This window comes from Streptomyces sp. NPDC126503, from assembly GCF_040302405.1.
Lineage (GTDB): Bacteria > Actinomycetota > Actinomycetes > Streptomycetales > Streptomycetaceae > Streptomyces > Streptomyces gulbargensis.
This window is the reverse complement of record NZ_JBEORS010000007.1, coordinates 264,408-286,936: the sequence shown is the minus strand read 5'-3', so window position 1 is coordinate 286,936 and position 22,529 is coordinate 264,408. Positions and strand designations below refer to the sequence as shown.

At 74.0% G+C, this 22,529-nt stretch carries 19 protein-coding genes and 1 pseudogene; 11 read left to right on the top strand and 9 right to left on the bottom strand.

The window, feature by feature from the left end:
- Positions 1-274, bottom strand: a pseudogene (locus ABTY40_RS12750) (hypothetical protein); the annotation flags it as partial.
- A gap of 716 nt (positions 275-990) precedes the next feature.
- On the opposite strand from ABTY40_RS12750, the gene ABTY40_RS12745 reads away from it, so the two are divergent.
- Both ABTY40_RS12745 and ABTY40_RS12740 read left to right on the top strand, forming a co-directional pair.
- The gene (locus ABTY40_RS12745) at positions 991-1,803 is read left to right on the top strand and encodes an SAM-dependent methyltransferase (RefSeq protein ID WP_352059542.1); all 813 of its coding nucleotides are present in this window, start codon (positions 991-993) and stop codon (positions 1,801-1,803) included.
- Positions 1,800-3,965: a putative bifunctional diguanylate cyclase/phosphodiesterase gene (locus tag ABTY40_RS12740; protein WP_352059541.1), complete on the top strand. Its 2,166-nt coding sequence runs from the start codon at positions 1,800-1,802 to the stop codon at positions 3,963-3,965. Before ABTY40_RS12745 ends, ABTY40_RS12740 begins: the two co-directional genes overlap by 4 nt.
- Before the next feature lie 36 nt (positions 3,966-4,001).
- On the opposite strand, the gene ABTY40_RS12735 is transcribed toward ABTY40_RS12740, so the two are convergent.
- Complete coding sequence (locus ABTY40_RS12735; protein ID WP_345277349.1) at positions 4,002-4,880, bottom strand: LysR family transcriptional regulator; 879 nt, start codon at positions 4,878-4,880, stop codon at positions 4,002-4,004.
- A 290-nt stretch (positions 4,881-5,170) separates the two neighbouring features.
- On the opposite strand from ABTY40_RS12735, the gene ABTY40_RS12730 reads away from it, so the two are divergent.
- Genes ABTY40_RS12730 through ABTY40_RS12720 form a run of 3 tightly spaced genes read left to right on the top strand, consistent with a single transcriptional unit; the run spans position 5,171 to position 8,594 of the window.
- The gene (locus ABTY40_RS12730; protein ID WP_502990557.1) at positions 5,171-5,896 is read left to right on the top strand and encodes a succinate dehydrogenase; all 726 of its coding nucleotides are present in this window, start codon (positions 5,171-5,173) and stop codon (positions 5,894-5,896) included.
- A 2-nt stretch (positions 5,897-5,898) separates the two neighbouring features.
- A complete protein-coding gene (locus tag ABTY40_RS12725; RefSeq protein WP_352059540.1) occupies positions 5,899-7,842 on the top strand; it encodes a fumarate reductase/succinate dehydrogenase flavoprotein subunit in 1,944 nt (647 codons plus the stop codon).
- Positions 7,839-8,594: a succinate dehydrogenase/fumarate reductase iron-sulfur subunit gene (locus ABTY40_RS12720; protein WP_352059539.1), complete on the top strand. Its 756-nt coding sequence runs from the start codon at positions 7,839-7,841 to the stop codon at positions 8,592-8,594. Before ABTY40_RS12725 ends, ABTY40_RS12720 begins: the two co-directional genes overlap by 4 nt.
- 9 nt (positions 8,595-8,603) lie before the next feature.
- Here ABTY40_RS12720 and ABTY40_RS12715 read toward each other — a convergent pair whose 3' ends face one another.
- The gene (locus ABTY40_RS12715) at positions 8,604-10,976 is read right to left on the bottom strand and encodes an ATP-binding cassette domain-containing protein (RefSeq protein WP_352059538.1); all 2,373 of its coding nucleotides are present in this window, start codon (positions 10,974-10,976) and stop codon (positions 8,604-8,606) included.
- Between the two features lie 9 nt (positions 10,977-10,985).
- Complete coding sequence (locus tag ABTY40_RS12710; protein WP_352059537.1) at positions 10,986-12,050, bottom strand: MsnO8 family LLM class oxidoreductase; 1,065 nt, start codon at positions 12,048-12,050, stop codon at positions 10,986-10,988.
- A gap of 83 nt (positions 12,051-12,133) precedes the next feature.
- Here ABTY40_RS12710 and ABTY40_RS12705 point away from each other — a divergent pair, with 83 nt between their 5' ends.
- The gene (locus tag ABTY40_RS12705) at positions 12,134-12,622 is read left to right on the top strand and encodes a phosphatase domain-containing protein (protein ID WP_345277360.1); all 489 of its coding nucleotides are present in this window, start codon (positions 12,134-12,136) and stop codon (positions 12,620-12,622) included.
- Positions 12,623-12,746: 124 nt separating this feature from the next.
- Here ABTY40_RS12705 and ABTY40_RS12700 read toward each other — a convergent pair whose 3' ends face one another.
- Positions 12,747-12,962: a dodecin gene (locus ABTY40_RS12700; protein WP_345277362.1), complete on the bottom strand. Its 216-nt coding sequence runs from the start codon at positions 12,960-12,962 to the stop codon at positions 12,747-12,749.
- Positions 12,963-13,351: 389 nt separating this feature from the next.
- On the opposite strand from ABTY40_RS12700, the gene ABTY40_RS12695 reads away from it, so the two are divergent.
- From ABTY40_RS12695 to ABTY40_RS12685, 3 genes are all read left to right on the top strand, one after another.
- Positions 13,352-14,602, top strand: a complete 1,251-nt coding sequence (locus ABTY40_RS12695) for an extracellular solute-binding protein (protein WP_352059536.1) — start codon at positions 13,352-13,354, stop codon at positions 14,600-14,602.
- 144 nt (positions 14,603-14,746) lie between these two features.
- Positions 14,747-15,682 (top strand): GNAT family N-acetyltransferase, encoded by a 936-nt coding sequence (locus ABTY40_RS12690; protein ID WP_352059535.1) that lies wholly within the window; start codon positions 14,747-14,749, stop codon positions 15,680-15,682.
- Positions 15,679-16,581 (top strand): lysophospholipid acyltransferase family protein, encoded by a 903-nt coding sequence (locus ABTY40_RS12685; RefSeq protein ID WP_352059534.1) that lies wholly within the window; start codon positions 15,679-15,681, stop codon positions 16,579-16,581. Before ABTY40_RS12690 ends, ABTY40_RS12685 begins: the two co-directional genes overlap by 4 nt.
- Here ABTY40_RS12685 and egtD read toward each other — a convergent pair.
- The 4 genes from egtD to egtA are packed head-to-tail and all read right to left on the bottom strand — an operon-like array spanning position 16,476 to position 20,840.
- The gene (gene egtD / locus ABTY40_RS12680) at positions 16,476-17,441 is read right to left on the bottom strand and encodes an L-histidine N(alpha)-methyltransferase (RefSeq protein ID WP_345277371.1); all 966 of its coding nucleotides are present in this window, start codon (positions 17,439-17,441) and stop codon (positions 16,476-16,478) included. The genes ABTY40_RS12685 and egtD overlap by 106 nt on opposite strands.
- Complete coding sequence (gene egtC, locus ABTY40_RS12675) at positions 17,438-18,190, bottom strand: ergothioneine biosynthesis protein EgtC (protein WP_352059533.1); 753 nt, start codon at positions 18,188-18,190, stop codon at positions 17,438-17,440. Before egtC ends, egtD begins: the two co-directional genes overlap by 4 nt.
- The gene (gene egtB / locus ABTY40_RS12670) at positions 18,190-19,584 is read right to left on the bottom strand and encodes an ergothioneine biosynthesis protein EgtB (protein ID WP_352059532.1); all 1,395 of its coding nucleotides are present in this window, start codon (positions 19,582-19,584) and stop codon (positions 18,190-18,192) included. The genes egtC and egtB overlap by 1 nt, the downstream gene beginning before the upstream one ends.
- Entirely contained in the window at positions 19,581-20,840 is a 1,260-nt protein-coding gene (egtA, locus tag ABTY40_RS12665; protein ID WP_352059531.1) for an ergothioneine biosynthesis glutamate--cysteine ligase EgtA, read from the bottom strand. The genes egtB and egtA overlap by 4 nt, the downstream gene beginning before the upstream one ends.
- A gap of 320 nt (positions 20,841-21,160) precedes the next feature.
- Here egtA and ABTY40_RS12660 point away from each other — a divergent pair, with 320 nt between their 5' ends.
- Positions 21,161-21,997 carry a TIGR02452 family protein gene (locus ABTY40_RS12660; RefSeq protein WP_352059530.1) on the top strand — a complete coding sequence of 279 codons (837 nt, stop codon included), beginning with the start codon at positions 21,161-21,163 and terminating at the stop codon, positions 21,995-21,997.
- 119 nt (positions 21,998-22,116) lie between these two features.
- The gene (locus tag ABTY40_RS12655) at positions 22,117-22,287 is read left to right on the top strand and encodes a hypothetical protein (RefSeq protein ID WP_309054070.1); all 171 of its coding nucleotides are present in this window, start codon (positions 22,117-22,119) and stop codon (positions 22,285-22,287) included.
- The last annotated feature ends 242 nt before the right edge of the window (positions 22,288-22,529 follow it).

Genomic DNA, 22,529 nt, shown 5'->3' with positions numbered 1-22,529 from the left:
CGCGGACGCCCGTGCGGGCGGTACGGGGACGGTGGGCGGCGCCGGCGGGCCGGGCACCGGCGGGGACACCGGACGCGACGCGGGCGGCGGCACGGGACCGGGGACCGGGGTGGGGACCGGTGCCGGCGCGGGGGTCGTCCGTACGGGCGGGGGCGGCGGCGCCGGCGTGGGCCGCGGTGAAGGCGGCGGTTCCGGAGTCGCGGTGGGGGTGGGGGCCGGTGGCACGGTGGTGGCGGGCGGGGAGGGCGGAGGTGCCGGCGGGGTGGGTGAGCACGGCCCCCGGCCGGCGGTCGCCACCGGCGTGTGCGAACCGCCGGGGCCCGTGATGGCGGAGGCGCAGGAGTCGGCGGCGGCCGGCACCGGTGCGGCGAGCAGCCACACCAGGGCGGCGGCCGCCAACGGCCGCGCGAGAAGTGATCCGTACAGAGACACCCGACGAGCTTGATCACGTCCGCCCCCTCGCGGGGGCGGAAACGGTGTGGATTCGCCGGATGGAGGGCATCCTGAGAGGCGCCGCTTTGACGAATCGACGCCCCGGCGGCGGATTTCCGCTCTCCGGCGTCCGACCGGCCATAATGCGGATGGATTCCTTCCGCTTCATGGCCGGCGGATGGCCGACTCCCGCCCTTCGCACCCCTTTCCGGAGAACTGGCCGGTTGTCACCCCGGCGCACGGACCTTCGCCGCGGCCCCGGGGCGTCGGCCGCCCCGGGGCCCATCCGAACATCCGAGCGGAGGAGGGGCCTTGGGGCCGGTGACCGGCGCGACGCCCTTTCGGTACAGCCGACGCACGGTCAGATGCACGTGAAAATGCACGGGATGAAGGCGCGAACTGTCCGCTTACAGAGCACGTGCCAATGGCGTGTGACCAAGAACGGACCGCGAATTTCCGTTTCTACTCGCTCTCCCGGCGGGCGATCAGTAGCCTCACCTCGAACACCGGCCGCGAACACCTGGCCGCGTCCCCCATGGCGACCTGTTGGAGACATTGATGGAGCGTCCCGCCTGGGCCCCGCCCGGTATCGATATCTCGGTGCCGAGCGTGTCCCGCATGTATGACTTCTATCTGGGCGGCTCGCACAATTTCGAGGTCGACCGGGAAGCGGCCCGCAAGGCCATGGAGTTCATGCCGGGCCTGCCCAAGATCATGCAGGCGAACCGCGCGTTCATGCGCCGGGCCGTCCGGTACGCCGTCGACAACGGCGTCACCCAGTTCCTGGACATCGGCTCCGGTATACCCACCTTCGGCAACGTCCACGAGGTCGCCCAGGCCGCCCACCCCGGCGCGCACGTCGTCTACGTCGACCACGACCCGGTCGCCGTGGCCCACAGCCGCGCCGTCCTCGCGGGCGACGAGCGCGCCGCCGTCGTCGCCGCCGACCTGCGCAAGCCGGCCGACATCCTGCACAGCCCCGAGGTGGAGCGGCTCCTCGACCTGGACCGGCCCGTCGCCCTCCTCCTCGTCGCCGTCCTGCACTTCCTCGAGGACGAGGACCGGCCGCGCGAGGCCGTCGCCGAACTGGTCGACGCCCTCGCCCCCGGCAGCCTGGTCGTCCTCACCCACGCCTCCTACGAGGGCATCCCGCTCACCGAGGAGCAGGCGAGCGGCACCGTCGGTGTGTACCGGAACATCCGCAACCCGCTCGTCATGCGGTCCGGCCCCGAGATCGCCCGCTTCTTCGAGGGCACCGAGCTTCTCGAACCCGGCCTGGTCCCGATGCCCCACTGGCGGCCGGACAGCCCGGCCGAGGAGGAGGACCCGTACGCCTTCTCCGGTTTCGCGGGCGTGGGGCGCAAGGCGTGAAGGTGCCGTCGCAGCCGTCCGGCGCCGTCGCCGAAGCCGACGGCCCGGAGGACAGACTCAGGCGGTTCGCCACCATCTGGAGCCGGGCGATCTTCCCCGTGACCGCCACCTCGCTCACCCGCGCCGAGTTCGAGGGGCACCTGCTGCCCCTCGCCCGCGCCCTGTGCGACGCCCTGCACGCCCGGCCCTTCGACACGGCCCCGGCCCAGCGGACCGGCGCGGCCCTCGTGGCGGCCCACTGCACCGACCCCGACGCCCTCGGCCGCAGCCTCGGCGTCGTCGACAGCTATCTGGTGCTCTACTGCGGCGCGGAGTCGGACCTCCCGGCCGAGGAACTGCGGGCCCGCTGCTCCCGGCTCCAGCACGCCATGGCCGCCGGCTACGCCCAGGCCCTGCGCGAGCGGACCCGTACCGAGCAGGAGGCCATCGCCCAGTCCGCCCTCTCCGCCCGCAGCGCCGCCGAACTCGCCCTGCACGCCACCGAGTCCCGCTTCCGGGCCGTCTTCGACGGAGCCGCCGTCGGCATCGGGATCGCCGACCTCGACGGCAACGTCCTGGAGGTGAACGAGACCCTCACCCGCATGTTCGGCGGCATGGAGGGCCAGGTCCGCAGCCGGAACGTCAGCGAGTGGGTCCACCCCGAGGACGGGCCGCACGTCTGGAAGCTCTACGAGGAGCTCGTCCGCGGCGAGCGGGAGCACTACCGGGTCGAGAAGCCGTACTACCGCGGTGACGGAACGGTTCTGTGGACCAATCTCACCGTCTCGCTCCTCCGGGACGCCGAAGGCAACCCCCAGTACCAGCTGGCGCTCCTGGAGGACACCACCGAACGCCGCCTGCTCCACCTGCGGCTGCGGTACGAGGCCACCCACGACGCCCTCACCGGGCTCCCCAACCGGACCCTCTTCTTCGAACGCCTGGAGAAGGCCCTCGCCCCCGGCGAGAACACCCGCTTCGGCCTCTGCTATCTCGACCTCGACGGCTTCAAGGTCATCAACGACAGCCTCGGCCACTCCGCCGGCGACCGCCTCCTCGTGGAGGTCGCCGACCGGCTCCAGAGCTGCGTCACCGGCCCCCACGAGATGGTGGCCCGCCTCGGCGGGGACGAGTTCGTCGCCCTCACCACCGGCGCCGACGGCCGGCGGGACGTCACCGAACTCGCCGACCGCATGCTCGGCGCGCTCGCCGCGCCCCTGCGGATCGAGGGCCGCGAACTGACCGTCCGCGGCAGCGTCGGCGTCGTCGAGGGCCCGGCGGGCGAGCGGACCCCCGCCGAGGTCCTGCGCAGCGCCGACATCACCATGTACCGGGCCAAGTCCGCGGGCGGCAACCGCTTCGAACTCGCCGACCCCGAGGCCGACGCCCGCGCCATCACCCGCCACGGCCTCACCACGGCCCTGCCCGCCGCCCTCGAGCGCGGCGAGTTCTTCATCGAGTACCAGCCCCTCGTCCACCTCGGCGACGGCAGCGTGCACGGTGCCGAGGCGCTCGTCCGGTGGTGCCATCCCCAGCACGGCGTGCTCGGACCCGACCACTTCATCCCCCTCGCGGAGGACACCGGCCTCATCGTGCCCCTCGGCCGGTGGGTCCTCCAGGAAGCGGTGCGCCAGGCCCGCTTCTGGCGGTCCCGGCACGCCGACGGCGGACCCTTGCGCATCAACGTCAACCTGTCGCCGACCCAGCTGCACCACCCCCGGCTCGTCGCCGACACCGTCGACGTCCTGGAGCGCTCCGGCCTCGAACCGGGCGCCCTCTGCCTGGAGGTCACCGAGTCGGCGCTGATCGGCGCCGACGAGGACCTGCTCAAGCCGCTGCGGCAGCTCGCCGAGATGGGCGTCGACATCGCGCTCGACGACTTCGGCACCGGCTACTCCAACCTCGCCAACCTGCGCCGCCTCCCCGTGAGCGTGCTCAAGCTCGACCGGTCCTTCACCCGGGGCATGCAGCAGCACCCGGTGGATCCCGTCGACCTCAAGATCGTGGAGGGCATCGTCTCCCTCGCCCACAGCCTCGAACTCGCGGTCACGGTCGAGGGCGTGGAGACCGGGGCCCAGGCCCGCCGGCTCCGCGACCTCGGCTGCGACACCGCCCAGGGCTGGTACTACGCCCGCCCCGGCGCCCCCGACCGCATCCACACCCTGCTCCTGGCGGACGCCGTCTGAGCCACGCGCCCCGGCCCTCCCGGGCCGGGGCGCGGTTCACCTCCGGTGCAGCAACAGCTTCTGCAGCTCGCGGGCGGCCCGGGGCGGCGCCACGTCACTGCGGTGGGCCAGCGCGATCGTACGGCGCAGACCCGGCCGGGCCAGCGCCGTCACCCGCAGGTCCCGGCCCGCCCGGGAGGCGACCATCGCGGGCACCACGGCCATGCCGAGCCCCGCCCGCACGAACCCGAGCACCGCGTCCAGCTCCCCGCCCTCCACCGTGAACGACGGCTCGAACCCCTCCGCCCGGCAGGCCGACACCGTCAGCTCCCGCAGGTCGTAACCGTGCCGGAACATCACCAGCGGCTGATCGCGCAGATCGGTGATCCGCACCGGCCGGCGCGGCGCCGGAGCCGAGGCCGAGGAGACCACCACCAGATCCTCCCGGAGCAGCTCCACGGTTGTCAGGGCCGGCGACGGCGAGGGCAGCGGCAGCACCACGAGGGCCAGATCGAGCGCGCCGCGCGCCAGCTCCCGTACGAGATCGTGCGAGCCGCCCTCCTCGATCATGATCTTGATGCCGGGGTGCAGGTCGTGGAAGGCGCGCAGCACGTCCGGGAGCAGACCGGTGCAGAGGCTCGGCGTCGCTCCGAGCCGCACCCGGCCCCGCTTGAGCTGGACCAGCTCCTGCACCTCCGTGCGCGCCGTGTCGGTGTCGGCGAGGATCCGGCGGGCGAGCGGGAGCAGCGCCTCACCCGCCTCGGTGAGCGCGATGTTCCCCCGCGCCCGGCTGAACAGCTCCGCGCCCAGCTCCTGCTCCAGCGCCTTGATCTGCTGTGAGAGCGAGGGCTGCGAGACGTGCACCCGTTCCGCGGCCCGGGTGAAGTGCCGGGTCTCGGCCACGGCGACGAAGTAGAGGAGCTGCTGGAACTGCATCACCCCACCCTAGGGCCTTTCTTCCGGATCTTGCCGGGCTCGCGTCGCCTGGCACGCACGCCCTCCCCCGTAGCCCTTCGGGCACGGGAGGTGCCCCCAGCGTTGTCGTCGGTCGCCGATGCTCCGCATGGACTCCCTCCTCCGCCTTGCGCTCGCACGCACCAGACGCCGCTCCCTGATCCGGCCTGATCCGAAAGAAAGACCCTAGGCCACACCCATAGGCGCGTCCTATCGAGATCAGCCGCACCATGTCTTGGACCACTCGGCACCCGGGGCCCTAGCGTCGAACCATGGCTCTGGCACCCCCGAGGGACCGGACGGCCGCCCGTCCGCCGTCCCCCACCCCGTCACGCGGCTTCTGGTCCTCCACCATCGGCAAGAAGACCGTCATGGCCGTCAGCGGACTGGTCATGCTCGGCTACCTCGTCGCCCACGTCGCCGGCAACCTCAAGGTCTTCTTCGGCCCCGAGGAGTTCAACGCCTACGGCCACTGGCTGCGGGTGATGGGCGCGCCCGTCCTGCACCACGAGTGGGGCCTGTGGCTCGTCCGCGTCGCACTCCTCGCCGCGGTCGCCGCCCACGCCGTCTCCGCGTACCAGCTCAGCCGGCGCGACCTGCGGGCCCGGCCCACCGCGTACGTCCACCGGCGCAAGGGCGCCACCTACGCGACCCGCACCATGCGCTGGGGCGGCGTCATCCTCGCCCTCTTCATCGTCTGGCACATCCTCGACCTCACCACCGGCACCGTCCACGCGGGCGGCTTCGAGGCCGGAAAGCCGTACCAGAACGTGGTCGACACCTTCTCCACCTGGTACGGCAACGTCATCTACCTCGTCGCCATGCTCGCCGTCGGCCTCCACGTCCGCCACGGCTTCTGGAGCGCCGCCCAGACCCTCGGCGTCGGCAGCGCCCGCCGCGAACGCCTCCTGAGGGCCCTCGCCGACCTCCTCGCGCTCACCCTGACCGCGGGCTTCGTCTCCGTACCCGTCGCCGTCATGACCGGACTGGTGAACTGACCATGAACCACCCCGCGTACACGCTCGGCGAGCCGATCGCCGACACCAAGGCCCCGGCGGGACCCATCGCCGACCGCTGGGACACCCGCCGCTTCGAGGCGAAGCTGGTCAACCCCGCCAACCGCCGCAAGCACCGGATCATCGTCGTCGGCACCGGCCTCGCCGGCGGCTCCGCCGGCGCCACCCTCGCCGAACAGGGCTACCAGGTCGTCCAGTTCTGCTACCAGGACTCCCCGCGCCGCGCCCACTCCATCGCCGCCCAGGGCGGCATCAACGCGGCGAAGAACTACCGCAACGACGGCGACTCGGTGCACCGCCTCTTCTACGACACCGTCAAGGGCGGCGACTTCCGCGCCCGCGAGTCCAACGTCCACCGCCTCGCCCAGATCTCCGTCGAGATCATCGACCAGTGCGTCGCCCAGGGCGTCCCCTTCGCCCGCGAGTACGGCGGACTCCTCGACACCCGCTCCTTCGGCGGCGTCCAGGTCTCGCGCACCTTCTACGCCCGCGGCCAGACCGGACAGCAGCTCCTCCTCGGCGCCTACCAGGCCCTCTCCCGGCAGATCGCCGCCGGCACCGTCGACATGCACCCGCGCACCGAGATGCTCGACCTGATCGTCGTCGACGGGCGCGCCCGGGGCATCGTCGCCCGCGACCTGATCACCGGCCGGGTCTCCACCCACTACGCCGACGCCGTGGTCCTCGCCACCGGCGGCTACGGCAACGTCTTCCACCTCTCCACCAACGCGATGAACTCCAACGCCACCGCCGTCTGGCGGGCCCACCGGCGCGGGGCCTACTTCGCGAACCCCTGCTTCACCCAGATCCACCCCACCTGCATCCCGCGCACCGGCGACCACCAGTCCAAGCTCACGCTGATGAGCGAGTCCCTGCGCAACGACGGCCGCATCTGGGTCCCCAAGGCCCCGGGCGACCGGCGGCCCCCGGCCGACATCCCCGAGGACGAGCGCGACTACTACCTGGAGCGGATCTACCCCTCCTTCGGCAACCTCGTCCCCCGCGACATCGCCTCCCGCGCCGCCAAGAACGTCTGCGACGAGGGCAGGGGAGTGGGTCCCGGCGGCCAGGGGGTGTACCTCGACTTCGCCGACGCGATCAGGCGGATGGGCCGCGCCAGGGTCGAGGAGAAGTACGGCAACCTCTTCGAGATGTACGAGCGGATCACCGCGGAGAACCCCTACGAGGTGCCGATGCGGATCTACCCCGCCGTGCACTACACCATGGGCGGACTGTGGGTCGACTACGACCTCCAGACCACCGTCCCCGGCCTCTTCGCCATCGGCGAGGCCAACTTCTCCGACCACGGCGCCAACCGCCTCGGCGCCTCCGCCCTCATGCAGGGCCTCGCCGACGGCTACTTCGTCCTGCCCGCCACCATCAACGACTACCTCGCCCGCCACCCGCACGCCGGACCCGTCACCGACGACCACCCGGCCGTCCGCGACGTCCTCGCCGAGACCGAGGACCGGCTGAACCTCCTGCTCGCCGTCGACGGCGACCGCACCCCCGACTCCTTCCACCGCGAACTCGGCGACCTCATGTGGGAGTTCTGCGGCATGTCCCGCACCGGGGAAGGCCTCGAAACCGCGCTGCGCCGCATCCCGGAACTGCGCGAGGAGTTCTGGCGCCGGATCAAGGTCCCCGGCACCGGCGAGGAGTTCAACCAGTCCCTGGAGAAGGCCAACCGCCTCGTCGACCACCTCGAACTCGCCGAACTGATGTGCCTCGACGCCCTCCACCGCACCGAGTCCTGCGGCGGCCACTTCCGCGAGGAGTCACAGACCCCGGACGGCGAAGCGGCCCGCCGCGACGAGGAGTTCGCGTACGTGGCGGCCTGGGAGTTCCGCGACGGAGCCGCCCCCGTCCTCCACAAGGAGGACCTCACCTTCGAGTACGTCCACCCCACCCAGCGGAGCTACGCATGAGGCTCACCCTGCGCGTCTGGCGCCAGAAGAACGCCGACGCCCCCGGCGCCATGTCCACCTACGAGGTGGACGGCATCTCCTCCGACATGTCCTTCCTGGAGATGCTCGACACTCTCAACGAGGACCTCATCCTCCGCGGCGAGGATCCCGTCGCCTTCGACCACGACTGCCGCGAGGGCATCTGCGGCGCCTGCAGCCTCGTCATCAACGGCGACGCCCACGGCCCCGAGCGCACCACCACCTGCCAGCTCCACATGCGGTCCTTCGACGACGGCGACACCATCGACATCGAACCCTGGCGCGCCGCCGCCTTCCCCGTCGTCAAGGACCTGGTGGTCGACCGCTCCGCCTTCGACCGCGTCATCCAGTCCGGCGGCTACATCACCGCCCCCACCGGCGCCGCCCCCGAGGCCCACGCCACGCCCGTCCCCAAGGCCGACGCGGACCTCGCCTTCGAGCACGCCGAATGCATCGGCTGCGGCGCCTGCGTCGCCGCCTGCCCCAACGGTTCCGCCATGCTGTTCACCTCCGCCAAGGTCAACCACCTCAACGTCCTCCCCCAGGGCTCCCCCGAACGCGAGACCCGCGTCCTCGACATGGTGGCCCAGATGGACGCCGAGGGCTTCGGCGGCTGCACCCTCACGGGCGAATGCGCGACCGCCTGCCCGAAGGGCATCCCGCTGCTCTCGATCACCGCGATGAACAAGGAGTGGTTGCGGGCCCGCCGGAAGGTCGGCCGGCAGGGCCGCTGACCGCCCGCGTCAGCGGGCCAGCCGGGCCGCCAGGTACGGCGCGGTGCGGCTCGCCGTCGCGCGGGCCACCTCGGCCGGTGGGCCCGCGGCCACGACGCGGCCGCCCTCGTCACCGCCGCCCGGGCCCAGGTCGACGACCCAGTCCGCGCCCGCGACCACGTCCATGTCGTGCTCGACCACCACCACGGTGTGCCCCGCGTCGACCAGGCCGTTCAGCTGGTGCATCAGGACCTCCACGTCGGCCGGGTGCAGACCCGTGGTCGGCTCGTCCAGGACGTACACGGTGGGTGACCGGCGGGGCCGCTGGAGTTCGGAGGCGAGCTTGATGCGCTGCGCCTCACCGCCCGACAGTTCGGTCGCGGGCTGCCCGAGCCGCAGATGGCCGAGGCCCACGTCCAGCAGCGTGCGCAGACTGCGGGCCGCCGCGGGGGTGTCGGCGAAGAACTCGGAGGCCGCCTCCACGGGCAGGTCGAGCACCTCCGCGACGGTCAGCCCGCGCAACCGCACCCCCAGCGTCTCCGCGTTGTAGCGGGCCCCGCCGCAGTCCGGGCAGGGCGCGTACGTGCTCGGCAGGAACAGCAGCTCCACGGTGACGAAGCCCTCGCCCTGGCAGGTCTCGCACCGGCCGCCGGGCACGTTGAAGGAGAACCGCCCCGCCTTGTAGCCGCGCGCCCGCGCCTCCCCGGTCTCCGCGAACATCTTGCGGACCACGTCGAAGAGGCCCGTGTACGTGGCGAGGTTGGAGCGCGGGGTCCGCCCGATCGGCTTCTGATCGACCGTCACCAGCCGGTCGACACCGGGCACATTCTCGTCCAGAGCGGCCACGAGCGTCGACTTCCCCGACCCCGACACCCCGGTGACGGCCGTGAGCACAGCGACCGGGAACGCCGCCTCCACCGCCCGCAGGTTGTGCCGGGTCACCGGGCCGGTGCGCAGCCACCCCTTGGGCGTGCGCACGGTCCGCGCCGGTCCCGGGTCCCGGTCGAACAGGAACCGCCGGGTCACCGACTCCGTCACCTCCGCGAGGCCGGCGGGCGGCCCGCTGTGCAGGATCCGGCCGCCGTGCTCCCCGGCCCCCGGCCCCACGTCCACCAGCCAGTCCGCGTGCCGGACGACCTCCAGGTGGTGCTCCACGACGAACACCGAGTTGCCGGCCGCCTTCAGCCGGTCGAGCACCACGAGCAGCGTGTCCGTGTCGGCCGGGTGGAGACCGGCGGACGGCTCGTCCAGGACGTACACCACGCCGAAGAGGCCCGACCGCAGCTGGGTGGCGAGCCGCAGCCGCTGCAGCTCCCCGCTGGACAGGGTCGGCGTCGCCCGGTCCGTACTGAGGTGGCCGAGCCCGAGTTCGGTGACGGTCGCGATCCGGGACAGCAGGTCGTCGGTCAGCACCCGCGCCGTCTCGGAGCCCCCGGCCCGGTGCGCGGACAGCAGCGCGGCGAGGGCGGTGAGCGGCAGCGCGGCGAGCTCCGCGACGGTCCGGCCGGCGAAGGTCACGGCGAGCGCCTCCGGCCGCAGCCGGCTCCCGCCGCACACCGGACACGGCGCACTGGTCAGGAACCGCTCCGCCTTGGCGCGCAGCGTCGCGCTCCGCGAGTCCGAGAAGGTCTTCAGGACGTACCGCCGGGCGCTCATGTACGTGCCCTGGTACGGGCGCTGGATCCGCCCCGCCTCGCGCACCGGGTGCACGGTGACGACCGGCTGCTCCTCCGTGAAGAGGATCCACGCGCGGTCCTTCGCGTCGAGCTCCCGCCACGGCCGGTCGACGTCGTACCCGAGGGTGTCCAGGACGTCCCGCAGGTTCTTCCCCTGCCAGGCCCCGGGCCACGCCGCCACCGCGCCCTGACGGATCGACAGGGACGGGTCGGGCACGAGAAGTTCCTCGGTGGTGTCGTGGATCCTGCCGAGGCCGTGGCAGGACGCGCAGGCGCCCGCCGCCGTGTTGGGGGAGAACGCGTCCGAGTCGAGCCGCTCGGCCCCCGGCGGGTAGTCGCCCGCCCGCGAGAACAGCATCCGCAGCGAGTTCGACAGCGCCGTCACCGTGCCCACGGAGGAGCGGGCGTTCGGCGAGGCCCTGCGCTGCTCCAGGGAGACCGCCGGCGGAAGACCGGTGATCTCCCCGACCCGGGGCGCCCCGACCTGGTGGATCAGCCGCCGCGCGTACGGCGCCACCGACTCGAAGTACCGCCGCTGCGCCTCCGCGTACACCGTGCCGAACGCCAGGGACGACTTGCCGGAGCCGGAGACCCCCGTGAAGACGGCGAGCGCGTCGCGCGGAATGTCGACGTCCACCCCCTTCAGATTGTGCTCACGGGCTCCGCGCACACGGACGTACGGGTCGTGGGCCGGGGCGGGAGCCGGGCCGGAGGTGCTGTCACGCATCCGGTCATTTTATCCGGTGGGACCGCTTTGCCCCGGTCGGGCCGGGGGCACGGGCGCCCGCAGGCCGACCGCGCGCGCCAGACGCCGGTACGACTCGCTGAGCGCCGCCCGGTCGTACGTGCTCGTGGTCACCAGCACCTCCTGCGCACCGGTCTCCTTCACCACCCGCTCCAGCTCCTCGGCCACCCGCTCCTCCGTGCCGTACAGGTGCCCCCGCAGCCCGTCCTCGTAGAAGCCCCGCTGCTTCGGCGTCATTTCCAGCGCCTCGATCCGCCCAGCGGGGGCGAGCGGCGGATAGTCGCCGCGGGTGCGCGCGTGCGCCATCGCCCACGCCTCCGGCACGAGCAGCCGCCGCGCCTCCTCCTCGTCCCCGGCCACCGCCACCGTCCCCGCGACCACCACGTACGGCTCGGCCGCCCACGCGGAGGGCCGGAAGGCGGACCGGTACGCCTCCACGGCGGCCAGCAGGCGCGAGCGGCTTCGCAGGTCCCCGATGACCAGCGGGAGGCCCGCCTCCGCGGCGATGGCCGCTCCCTCGCCCATGGCCAGGACGAACGGCGGCACCCGCAGCCCCTCCGCCGGCCGCGCGTGCACCCCCGGATGGGCCGTCTGCCCGCCGGTGAACCAGCCGAGGAGCTCGGCCAGCTGCTCACCGAACCGCCCGGCCTCCTCCTTGTCGTGCCCGAGCGCCCTCCGCACCCCGTCGGTGAAGCCCAGCGAGCGGCCCACACCCATGTCGATCCGCCCCGGGAAGAGGGACTCCAGGACCCCGAACTGCTCGGCCACCACGAACGGCCGGTGGTTGGGCAGCATCACCCCGCCCGTGCCCACCCGCACCGTCGAGGTGGCCGCCGCCACGGCGGCGGCGAGCACCGTCGGCGCCGAACCGGCCACTCCGGGCACGCCGTGGTGCTCCGACACCCAGAACCGGTGGTAGCCGAGGGCCTCCACCTCCTGGGCCAGCCGGACGGTCTCGCGCAGCGCCCGTCCCGGCTCCTCGCCCTCCCGGACACGGGAGCGGTCGAGGACCGAGAGTCGGACGGCGCCGGGGAAGTCACTCGCGAAGCTGCTCACACCATGCTTCAACGCCGGGAGCGGGCCGGGATTCCCGGGGCGGCCGGGCCGTGCGGCGGCACGGCCCGTGGCAGGCTGGGGCGGTGACACGCGACCTCCGGCCGCTGGCCGTCTTCGACCTCGACAACACCCTCGCCGCGACCGCCCACCGCCAGCACTTCCTGGAGCGGCGGCCCCGCGACTGGGACGCCTTCTTCGCGGCGGCGCCCGACGATCCGCCGCTCGACGAGGGCGTGGAGCTCTGCCTCCGTACGGCTCGGGAGTGCGAGATCGTCTACCTCACCGGGCGGCCGGAGCGCTGCCGCCGGGACACCGAGCGGTGGCTCGCCGACCACGGCCTGCCGGAGGGCCGGATCCATATGCGGCGCAACCGTGACTTCCGGCCCGCCCGCGTGACCAAGGTCGAGCTGCTGCGCGGGTTCGCGGAGGGCCGGGAGGTACGGATGCTCGTCGACGACGACGACCTGGTCTGCGACGCGGCCGAGGCGGCGGGCTTCACCGTCGTCCGCGCCCGCTGGGCGACCCCCTCCGCGGAGCTGAAGGACGCCCAGGAGCGGGAGGGCAGGACCTGAGGGGACGTGCGCGTGCGGTGCGGCGGCCTGCGAGAGCCGGGGCGGTGGCGTACGGAGGGGGCGTCCCTTCCCGTACGCGCGGGCCCCGGCCGCCGTCAGGGCCGGGCGCGGCGGCGCACGCGCGTCACTCGCCGTCCTCCAGGCGGAAGCCGACCTTGAGGCCGACCTGGAAGTGCTCGACCGAGCCGTCGACCAGGTGGCCGCGGATCTGCGTCACCTCGAACCAGTCGAGGCCGCGCAGGGTCTGCGAGGCCCGCTCGATGCCGTTGCGGATGGCGTGGTCCAGGCCCTCGGTGGAGGTGCCGACGATCTCGGTGACGCGGTAGGTGTGGTTCGACATGGGGGCCGGGCTCCTCTCGTGCGTTCCCTCCACCGTGCCCCAGGCCGGAGCGGCGCGCGACACGGCGGCGCCGCCCGTGCCGCTCCCGTTTCCGTCTCCGTACGCGTGCCCGCGCGGGCCGCCTCCTCACGCGCGCCGGCGCGGGCCGGGGGAGGGCGGCCGAGACCCGCCGTACGGCTCCGGCGGACGTACCAGGCGTCCCGAGAAGTCCCTACCCGTCGGTAAGACCACGGATCGTCCGGTACGCAACGGTCCAGGACTTGACCACTCCGTTGGTCCAGACCAGAATCCAGGCCACATACCCGCGCGAACGCCCCGTTCGTCCCCCCACGTCGGGTCAGCCCCCATGCCGCACGTCCGCCCGTGCCGGCCCGCAGAAGGTGACCGCCGTGAAGAACCGCCCTCTCGCCTGCCCCCTGGCAGCCCTCACCGCACTCGCCCTCACCGGCTGCGGCATGCTGCCGGGCGGGGGGAGCCAGACCAGGACGGTCGACCTCTGGCTCATGCGGGACAGCGTGAGCGAGGAGTTCCTGAAGAAGTTCACCGAGACGTACGAGGCCGAGCACGACGGCGTCGACATCCGGGTCACCGTCCAGGACTGGACCGGCATCGGCAAGAAGGTCACCGAGGCCATCGAGGGGCCCGGCGGACCGGACGTCATCGAGGTCGGCAACACCCAGGTCGCCCGGTACGCGGACACCGGCCACCTCTTCGACCTGACCCTGGAGTCGATCCGCGACCTCGGCCGGGAGGACTGGCTGCCCGGCCTCGCCGAACCCGGCAGCATCGACGGCTCCCAGTACGGCATCCCCTGGTACGCGGCCAACCGCATCGTCATCTACCACAAGGGCCTGTTCGAGAAGGCCGGCATCGACGGGCCGCCCGCCACCCGCGCCGAGTGGCTCGCCGACACCCGCGAGCTCAACCGCGACGGCGTCCAGGGCATCTACCTGGCCGGACAGGACTGGTACACCCTCGCCGGCTTCGTCTGGGACGAGGGCGGCGAACTCGCCGTCGACAAGGGCGGGTTCTGGACCGGAGCCCTCGACAGCCCGGCGGCCCGGCGCGGCATGGCCGTCTACAAGGAACTCCAGGCCCTCGGCCGCGGCCCCAAGGACGCCGACGAGCAGAACCCGCCGCAGACCGGCGTCTTCGCCCAGGGGAACGTCGCCCAGATCATCGCGACGCCCAACAACGTGCCCGCCATCCTCAAGGCCAACCCGGCCCTGGAGAGCGAGCTCGGCTACTTCCCCATCCCCGGCAAGGAGCCCGGAAAGCCCTGCGCGGTCTTCACCGGCGGCTCCGACCTCATCATTCCGGACAACGCGCCCGACAAGGGACCGGCCCTGGAGGTCGTCAAAGCCCTCGCCGGCGAACGCTGGCAGACCGAACTCGCCCGCGCCATGGGCTACGTGCCCAACAAGAAGTCCCTGGCCGGCGTCGTCTCCGGGCAGGAGGCCACCGCCGTGATGGCCCGCGCGGCGGCCCGGGGCCGCGCCACCCCCAACTCGCCCCAATGGGCCGACGTGGAGGCCGACAATCCCATCAAGCCGTACATGACGGCCGTCCTCCAGGGCGAGGACCCGGTGGCGGCCGCGCGCGAGGCGTCCCGGGCCATCACGGAGACGCTCGCCGAATAGCATTCAGCGTTCGCACATCCGCGATCCTCCGGACGGTCATGTCGAATCCAGCCGGTCACGGAAGAAGTGGGAGTGCGGGGCCGCGCCGCTCACGGCACCGCACCGTACCCCGCCTTTCGTATCCGTACGCCGGAGGAGCCCGACATGCCCGTCCCGCCGTCCGCGCCGGCCGCCCCCACGGCGCCGGCCGTCCCCGCCCAGCCGGCCCCCCTTCCCGCCGTCCCCGCCCAGCCGGCCGCCGTTCCGGCCGCCCCGGCCCGGCCCGTGGCCGTTCCCGCCGTTCCGGTGCCGGCCGGGACGCCGTTCCCCGGGCAGGCCGGGGCCGCCGACGGCCGGGCGCCGGAGCAGGCGCCCCGGTACGTCGTGGAACTCGCCACCCGCCAGGAGGACGTACGCGCCGCCCAGCGGCTGCGGCACCTCGTCTTCGCCGGGGAGATGGGAGCCCGCCTCGACGGACCCGAACCCGGTCTCGACACCGACGCCTTCGACGCCTACTGCGACCACCTGCTGGTCCGCGTCCAGGACACCGGAGAGGTCGTCGGCACCTACCGGATCCTGCCGCCCGAGCGGGCCGCCGTGGCCGGACGCCTCTACTCCGAGAGCGAGTTCGACCTCGGCAGGCTGGCGCCCGTCCGCCCCGACCTCGTGGAGGTCGGCCGCTCCTGCGTCCACCCCGCCCACCGCAACGGCGCCGTCATCGCCCTCATCTGGGCCGGCCTCGCCCGCTACATGACCCGCACCGGCCACAACTGGCTCGCCGGCTGCTGCTCGATCCCGCTCGCCGACGGCGGCGCCCTCGCCGCAGCCACCTGGGACACCGTCAAGGAGAAGCACCTCGCCCCGGAGGAGTACTGGGTCACCCCGCGCAAACTGTGGAGCCCCGAGGGCGTCGCCCGGCCCGGGGGCCGCACCGCACTGCCCCCGCTGCTGCGCGGCTACCTCCGGCTCGGCGCGTGGGTCTGCGGCGCCCCCGCCCACGACCCCGACTTCGGCGTCGCCGACCTCTACGTCCTGCTGTCCCTGCGCCGGACCGACCCGCGCTACCTCCGCCACTTCCTCTCGCTCGCCCCGGCCCGGTGAGCGGCGCCCCGGCCCGCTCGCCGTGGCTCCCCACGGCGCCCTGCACCCCGGGCGACCGCTGCGCCGCCCATCCGGCGGACGGTACGGCGCCGCAGGGCCGCGTCCCCGTGGCGCTGGCCGTGCTCCGGCTCGCGGCGGGGCTCGGCACCGCCCTCCTCGGCATCCTGCTCGCACCGGCGGCGGCCCCGCTCCCGGCGGACGCCCGGCACGCCCTCGTACGCCTCTGGGTCCGCGCGGTGCTCCGCGCCTTCGGCGTCCGGGTCCGCGTCTCGGGGCCGCCCGCCGCCCGGCCCGGCGGGCCGCTCCTCGTCGTCGCCAACCACGTCTCCTGGCTCGACGTCCCGCTCGTCGCCGCCGTCCTGCCCGGCCGCATGGTGGCCAAGCGGGAAGTACGCGGCTGGCCCGTTCTCGGGACGCTCGCCGCGCTCGGCGGCACCCTCTTCATCGACCGCGACCGGCTGCGGAGCCTGCCCGGCACCGTACGGACGATGGCCGGCGTCCTGGCCGGCGGCGGCCGGGTGGTCGTCTTCCCGGAGGGCTCGACCTGGTGCGGCCGGGCGGCGGGGCGGTTCCGCCCCGCCGCCTTCCAGGCCGCCCTGGACGCCGGAGCCGACATCCAGCCCGTACGGCTCGACTACCGCCCGACGCACGCGGCGGCGTACGTCGGGGACGACCCGCTGGGCGCCTCGCTCTGGCGGATCGTGTCCACCCGCCGGCTCACCGCCGGCGTCCGGCTCCTCGATCCGCTGTCCGGCGGACGGTACCCGGACCGTCGGACCCTGGCCGCCGCCGCTCAGCGCGCCGTGGCCAGCGACAGCGCGAACCTGCCCTTCTCGTCCGTCCACCAGCGCGCCAGCTCGAGTCCCGCCGCGGCCAGCTCGTCTCTCACCCCCTCCTGACGGAACTTCGCGGACACCTCCGTCCGCACCTCCTCGCCCTCCTCGAACGGTACGACCAGGTCCAGGTCCCGGATCTTGACGGCGAGCGCGTGCCGGGCGCGCAGCCGCATCTCGATCCACTCCCGCTCCGGGTCCCACACCGCCACGTGCGCGAAGTCGCGTGGGTCCGCGTCCCCGCCCAGCTCACGGTCGATGACCGCCAGCACGTTCTTGTTGAACGCCGCCGTCACCCCGGCCGCGTCGTCGTACGCGGCCACCAGGGTCGCCTCGTCCTTCACCAGGTCCGTGCCGAGCAGCAGCGCGTCCCCGGGCGACAGCATCGCCCGGACCGAGCGGAGGAAGGTCCGCCGCTCGGCGGGGAGCAGGTTGCCGATCGTGCCGCCGAGGAACGCCACGAGCCGGGGTCCCGGAGTGCCCGGCAGCGCGAGCCCCCGGGTGAAGTCCGCGACGAGGGCGTGCACCTGGAGGCCGGGATGTTCGGCGAGCAGCGCCTCGGCCGCCCCGGTCAGCGCCGACTCGCTCACGTCCACCGGCACGTACGCGTCGAGCCCGGGCAGCAGCGCGTCGATGAGGAACCGGGTCTTCTCCGAGGAGCCCGAACCGAGCTCCACCAGGGTCCGCGCCCCCGTCGCGGCGGCGATCTCCGGCGCCCGGGCGGCGAGGATCTCCCGCTCCGCCCGCGTCGGGTAGTACTCCGGAAGCCGGGTGATCTCCTCGAACAGCTCGCTGCCCCGGGCGTCGTAGAACCACTTGGGCGGCAGTTCCTTCGGCGAGCGGGTCAGCCCGTGCAGGACGTCCGCGCGGAGATCGGCGCTCGCGGCGTCGGGGGCGAGGGTACGGGTCAGCTGGAACGGGCTCACGCGGACGGCTCCTTGAGCGGGGTGAGGACGACATCGGTACGGGTCGCGGTGACGAGTGTGTGGTCGGGCACCTCCCGCCACCGCGGATCGTCGTCGTACGGTTCGGAGGCCACGACCACCCGGCCGGGGCCCGTCAGGTACCAGAGGCTGTTCCGCCAGGCCGTCGCCGTGATCGCGGAACCGTCGGTCACAAGCAGGTTCAGCCGGGCGCCGGACGCCGCCCCGGCCACCTCGCGCACGGTGGCGGCCAGGGCGTCCCCCGGCGCGTCCCCGGCCCGCAGCCGGTGCAGCACCAGTGCCCACAGCAGCGCCGAGTCGGTCCGCGCCTCCAGCGCGAGCAGCTCCCCGGCGGGCAGCGTCGCGGCGAGCCCGGTCAGCGCCCCCGGCCAGCCCGGCACGGCACCGTTGTGGCTGAACAGCCACGGGCCCGAGGCGAACGGCGCCGCCGCCGCCTCCCCGTCCGCGCCCGGCAGCGTGGCCCCCCGCACCGCGCCGAGCAGCGCCCCGCTCCGTACCACCCGGCCCAGGTCCGCGAAGGACAGGTCGCCCCAGATGGGCCCGGTCCGCCGGTACCGGGCGGGGACCGGGTCCCCGTCCGCGTACCAGCCCACGCCGAAGCCGTCCGCGTTCACCACGCCGCTGCTCTGCGTCCGGGGCGCCCACGCCTGCCGCAGCAGACCGTGCTTCGGGCGCAGCAGCAGCTCGCCCAGGGCCACCGGCTCGCCCAGATAGGCGAGATGGCGGCACATCAGTCCAGCTCCGCGGAGCGGGCGGTACGGAAGCCGGAGAAGATCTGGCGCCGCACCGGCAGGTCCCAGTTGCGGAAGGTGCCCCGGCACGCCACCGGGTCCACCGCGAACGAGCCGCCCCGCAGCACCTTGTGCCCGGGGCCGAAGAAGACCTCCGAGTACTCCTTGTACGGGAAGGCCCGGAATCCCGGGTACGGCAGGAAGTCACTGGCCGTCCACTCCCACACGTCCCCGATCAGCTGCCGCACCCCCAGTGCCGAGGCGCCCTCCGGATAGCTCCCGGCGGGAGCCGGCCGCAGGTGCCGCTGCCCCAGGTTCGCGTGGCGCGGACCCGGTTCGGCGTCACCCCACGGGTAGCGGCGCGAACGCCCCGACACGGGATCGTGCCGGGCGGCCTTCTCCCACTCCGCCTCGGTCGGCAGCCGCCGGCCGGCCCAGCGCGCGTACGCGTCCGCCTCGTACCAGCTGACGTGCAGCACAGGCTCCTCCTCGGGAACCGGCTCCGTCACCCCGAACCGGCGGCGCAGCCACTGCCCGCCGTCCCGGTGCCAGAACAGCGGCGCGCCGATCCCGTGCTTCCGGATCTGCTCGAAGCCCTCCGGCCGCCACCAGCGCGGGTCCGTGTACCCGCCGTCGGCGATGAAGGCCTGATAGGCGCCGTTGGTGACGGGCACGGTGTCGATGTGGAACGGCGGCACGACCCGGTGGTGCGCCGGACGCTCGTTGTCCAGCGCCCACGGCTCGTCCGAGGTGCCCATGGTGAACGGCCCGCCCGGTACGAGGACTTCGGCCGGCAGCGCCCCCGTCCGGCTGTCCGGCGGCGGGGGAGCCGTCAACGCGGCCGGCCCCGTGCGTAGCTGATGGGTGATCAGCATCGTCTCGTCGTGCTGCTGTTCGTGCTGGGCGATCATCCCGAAGGCGAATCCGTCCGCCACCAGCGGCCGCCCCTCCAGCGCCGTCGCCTCCAGGACGTCCAGCACCCGTGTCCGTACGTCGGCGGCGTAGGCGCGGGCCTCGCGCGGGGGCAGCAGCGGCAGCGACGGCCGGGTGGCCCGCGGATGCTCGAAGGCGTCGTACAGCGTGTCGATCTCGGGCCGCAGCGCCTCCCGCCCGGCGACCGCACGCCACAGCCACTGCTCCTCCTGGTTGCCGATGTGCGCCAGGTCCCACACGAGCGGTGACATCAAGGGGGAGTGCTGAGCGGTGAGTTCACCGTCCTCCACACAGGAGGTCAGCAGTGCGGTCCGCTCCCGGGCCGCCGTGAGGGCGGCCAGGGCCCGCCGCCGCAGGGCCTCGGGACCGGCGTCCGCCGCCACCGACGGGGCGCCGCCGCCGCGAACGGCCCCGGTCTCCGTATCCGTTGCCGTATCGGTGTCGGTGTCGATCTCGGTCATGACGTCACCACCTGGAGTTCGTCGGCCGGGCAGCTCCCCGGGATCACATACCGTTCGTGGAAGGCGGCCACCGCACGGCACACCTCCTCGCTCGCCCCGACCCGGGGCAGCGCCTCGCGCGCCGCGGCGAAGACCGCCAGGGCCGCGCCGTGCAGCTCCGGATCGGCCAGCCCGTCGCGGGCCGCCGCCTCCCACAGCGGATTGCGCGGCGCGGGTCCCGCGCCGGCCCGCCGTGCCAGCGGCCGTACCGCCTCGTACACGGCCTGTGCCGCCCGGGCGTCCTCGAACACGGCCGTCGTCACCGCCACCGGCACCATCCAGCCGTCCCGCCCCGGCTGCGCGTCGATCATCCGCAGCTCCAGATGACCGCGTGGCCGCACCGGCGGGAAGAGGGTGGTGACGTGGTAGCGCAGGTCGTCGGTGACGGGAGGCCGGGGGAGCCCGGTACGCAGCCAGGTACGGAAGGTCAGGTCCTCCGGCACGGCCCACGGCCCGTCCTCGGTCCGCACGCACAGCACCGGGGTGTCCAGGACGTGCGCGGCCCACGCGGCCCGCGGCTCGCCGTCCACCGGCGGGGCGAGCGCCCGCCGCGGGTCGAGGTCCGCCCACAGGGCCTGCCGGGTGGAGCGCCAGCCGGTCGTCCGCCCGCCGTGCCGCGGGGAGTTGGCGAAGACCCCGACGAGCACCGCGCCCAGCAGGTGTGCCAGCTCCCAGCGCCGCCGGTAGCCCAGCGGCCCCGGCCGGTCCAGACCGGCGTCCAGGCAGACCTGCACGGACGCCGAGTCGCACATCATGGCCCGGCCGGCGGGCCCGGTCCGGTCGAGGGCGGCCTCCATCGCGTCGTACCGCGGCTCGTGGAGGACACGGCCCCGCTGGGCGTGCCAGGGGTCCACCCCGTAGCCGCTCAGCCCGAGGCCGAACGGCTCGAGCGCCGCCCGCACCGCGCGCAGGTCGGCGGCCAGCGAGCCGAGGCACTCCATGAGGGATCCGGCCGGGCGCGAGCTGAGCTCCAGCTGCCCGCCGGGTTCGAAGGTCAGGGCCGACACCAGGGGTACGGCCCGTACGGAGTCGAGCGCCGCGGCGAGCCGGTGCGGGCGCACCGGGTGCCGGGGGTCCCGCAGATCGTGGACCAGCCATTCCAGCTCCGCTCCCACCGTCCGGGGCGGGCCGGTCTTGAAACAGATGCCCCGCAGCAGGGCCTCCGCCTCCTCCTCGGTCAGGGGCGGGCCGCCCCGTGCCGTGGCGTTCGACGACATCCGTGCACCTCCTCGTGTCCTCACCGGACCGGTCCCGGCAGTCGTTGCTTCCACCTAAAGCCACCGTCCGGCCGCGTGCAAGGGCGCCCCCACGGACCCGGCGCGCCCCTCGTGCCTCAGGTCGGCCGAAATCCCACGGTCGATCACACGAGCGATCCCGCACCGAACCCACGGCCCGTCCCGCACCGAACCCACGGTCGCCGCCGGTGGGCCGTGGCACGCCCGCCCGGCCCCGGTTCGCCGGGAACACCGCGCGTCACCCGGCGTCGGCGGGGGAAAACCCTTTGTCCCCGACCCACCGAAACGATCATCCTGGGCCCATGAGTGCACGACTGCGCGAGATCGCCCGGCGGACCGAGGAGATCGTCGCCGCCGGGGAGTACCGGACCCCCGACGGCCGGACCGTCTCCCTCGCCGAGGACCTCGCCGCCGCCCTGGCCGGAACCCGGCTCCACGGCCCCGAGCCCGTCCCCGTCACCCCCGACACCGACCGCCGGACGACCCTCGAGGTCACCGCCGAGAGCAGCCTGGCCGCCGCCCGGCGGATGCGCGCCGCCGACCCCGGCCGACCTGTCGCCGTCCTCAACTTCGCCTCCGCCCGCAACCCCGGCGGCGGCTACCTCAACGGCGCCCAGGCCCAGGAGGAGGCGCTCTGCCGCTCCTCCGCCCTGTACGTCACCCTGCTGCGGGTCCCCGCCTACTACGACCACCACCGGACCGAGCGCGACGCCTTCTACACCGACCGCGTCATCCACTCGCCCCGCGTCCCGGTCTTCCGCGACGACCGGGGAGCGCTGCTCCCGGAGCCCTTCACGGCCGGCTTCCTCACCTCGCCCGCCCCCAACGCGGGTGTCGTACGCCGCCGGACCCCGGAGCTGGCCGACCGCATCCCGGCGGCCCTGGCCTCCCGCGCCGAGCGGGTCCTGGAGACGGCGGCCGCCGCCGGTTACCGCAGGCTCGTGCTCGGCGCCTGGGGCTGCGGGGTCTTCCGCAACGACCCGGCCGAGGTCGCCGGCGCCTTCAAGGCCCTGCTCACGGGCGAGGGCCGCTTCGCCGGCCACTTCGACGAGGTCGTCTTCGGCATCCTCGACCGTGCCGCCGGCACCCCGACGCTGGCCGCCTTCCAGCGGGTCCTCGGTACGGCAACGGCCCGCTGAAACCCGGGCCGCTTCCCGGGTCTCCGGCACCGCCCCCGGCGGACGTGCGGCGTCCGTGCGCCCGTGCCAGGCTGAGGGGACGGACACCCCCGTCCGATCCCGTCACGGGAGGCACGACCGTGGGCAAGAAACAGACCCGGGTGAACAAGGGCGCCCGCACCGGCGGCCACGAACACCGCACGGCGGTGGCCGAGAAGGAACGGTCCCGGACCACCCCCACGAGAGAGACCCCGAGGCCCTCCATCGACCAGCCCGCCCACCGCAAGGAGCCGAAGTTCGGCCACAACTGAGACCGCGGGGGCGCGGGGGTGAGCTCGGGCCCGGGGCACCGGTCCCGGTGCCCGGCCGCGTGTGCATCGGGACGGAACCGCGACGCCTCGGTCACACCGTGGTGCCGTTACGGCGGCGTCGGCCCGGACCCGGGCGAGGCGGCCGGCGGCCGGGCCGAGCCGCGGCCGGAGCGGGGTCGGCGACGTGGCCGCCGCACGGCCCCGTGATGTTCTCGGGGCCGCGCCTGGAGGCGCGCGGCGGG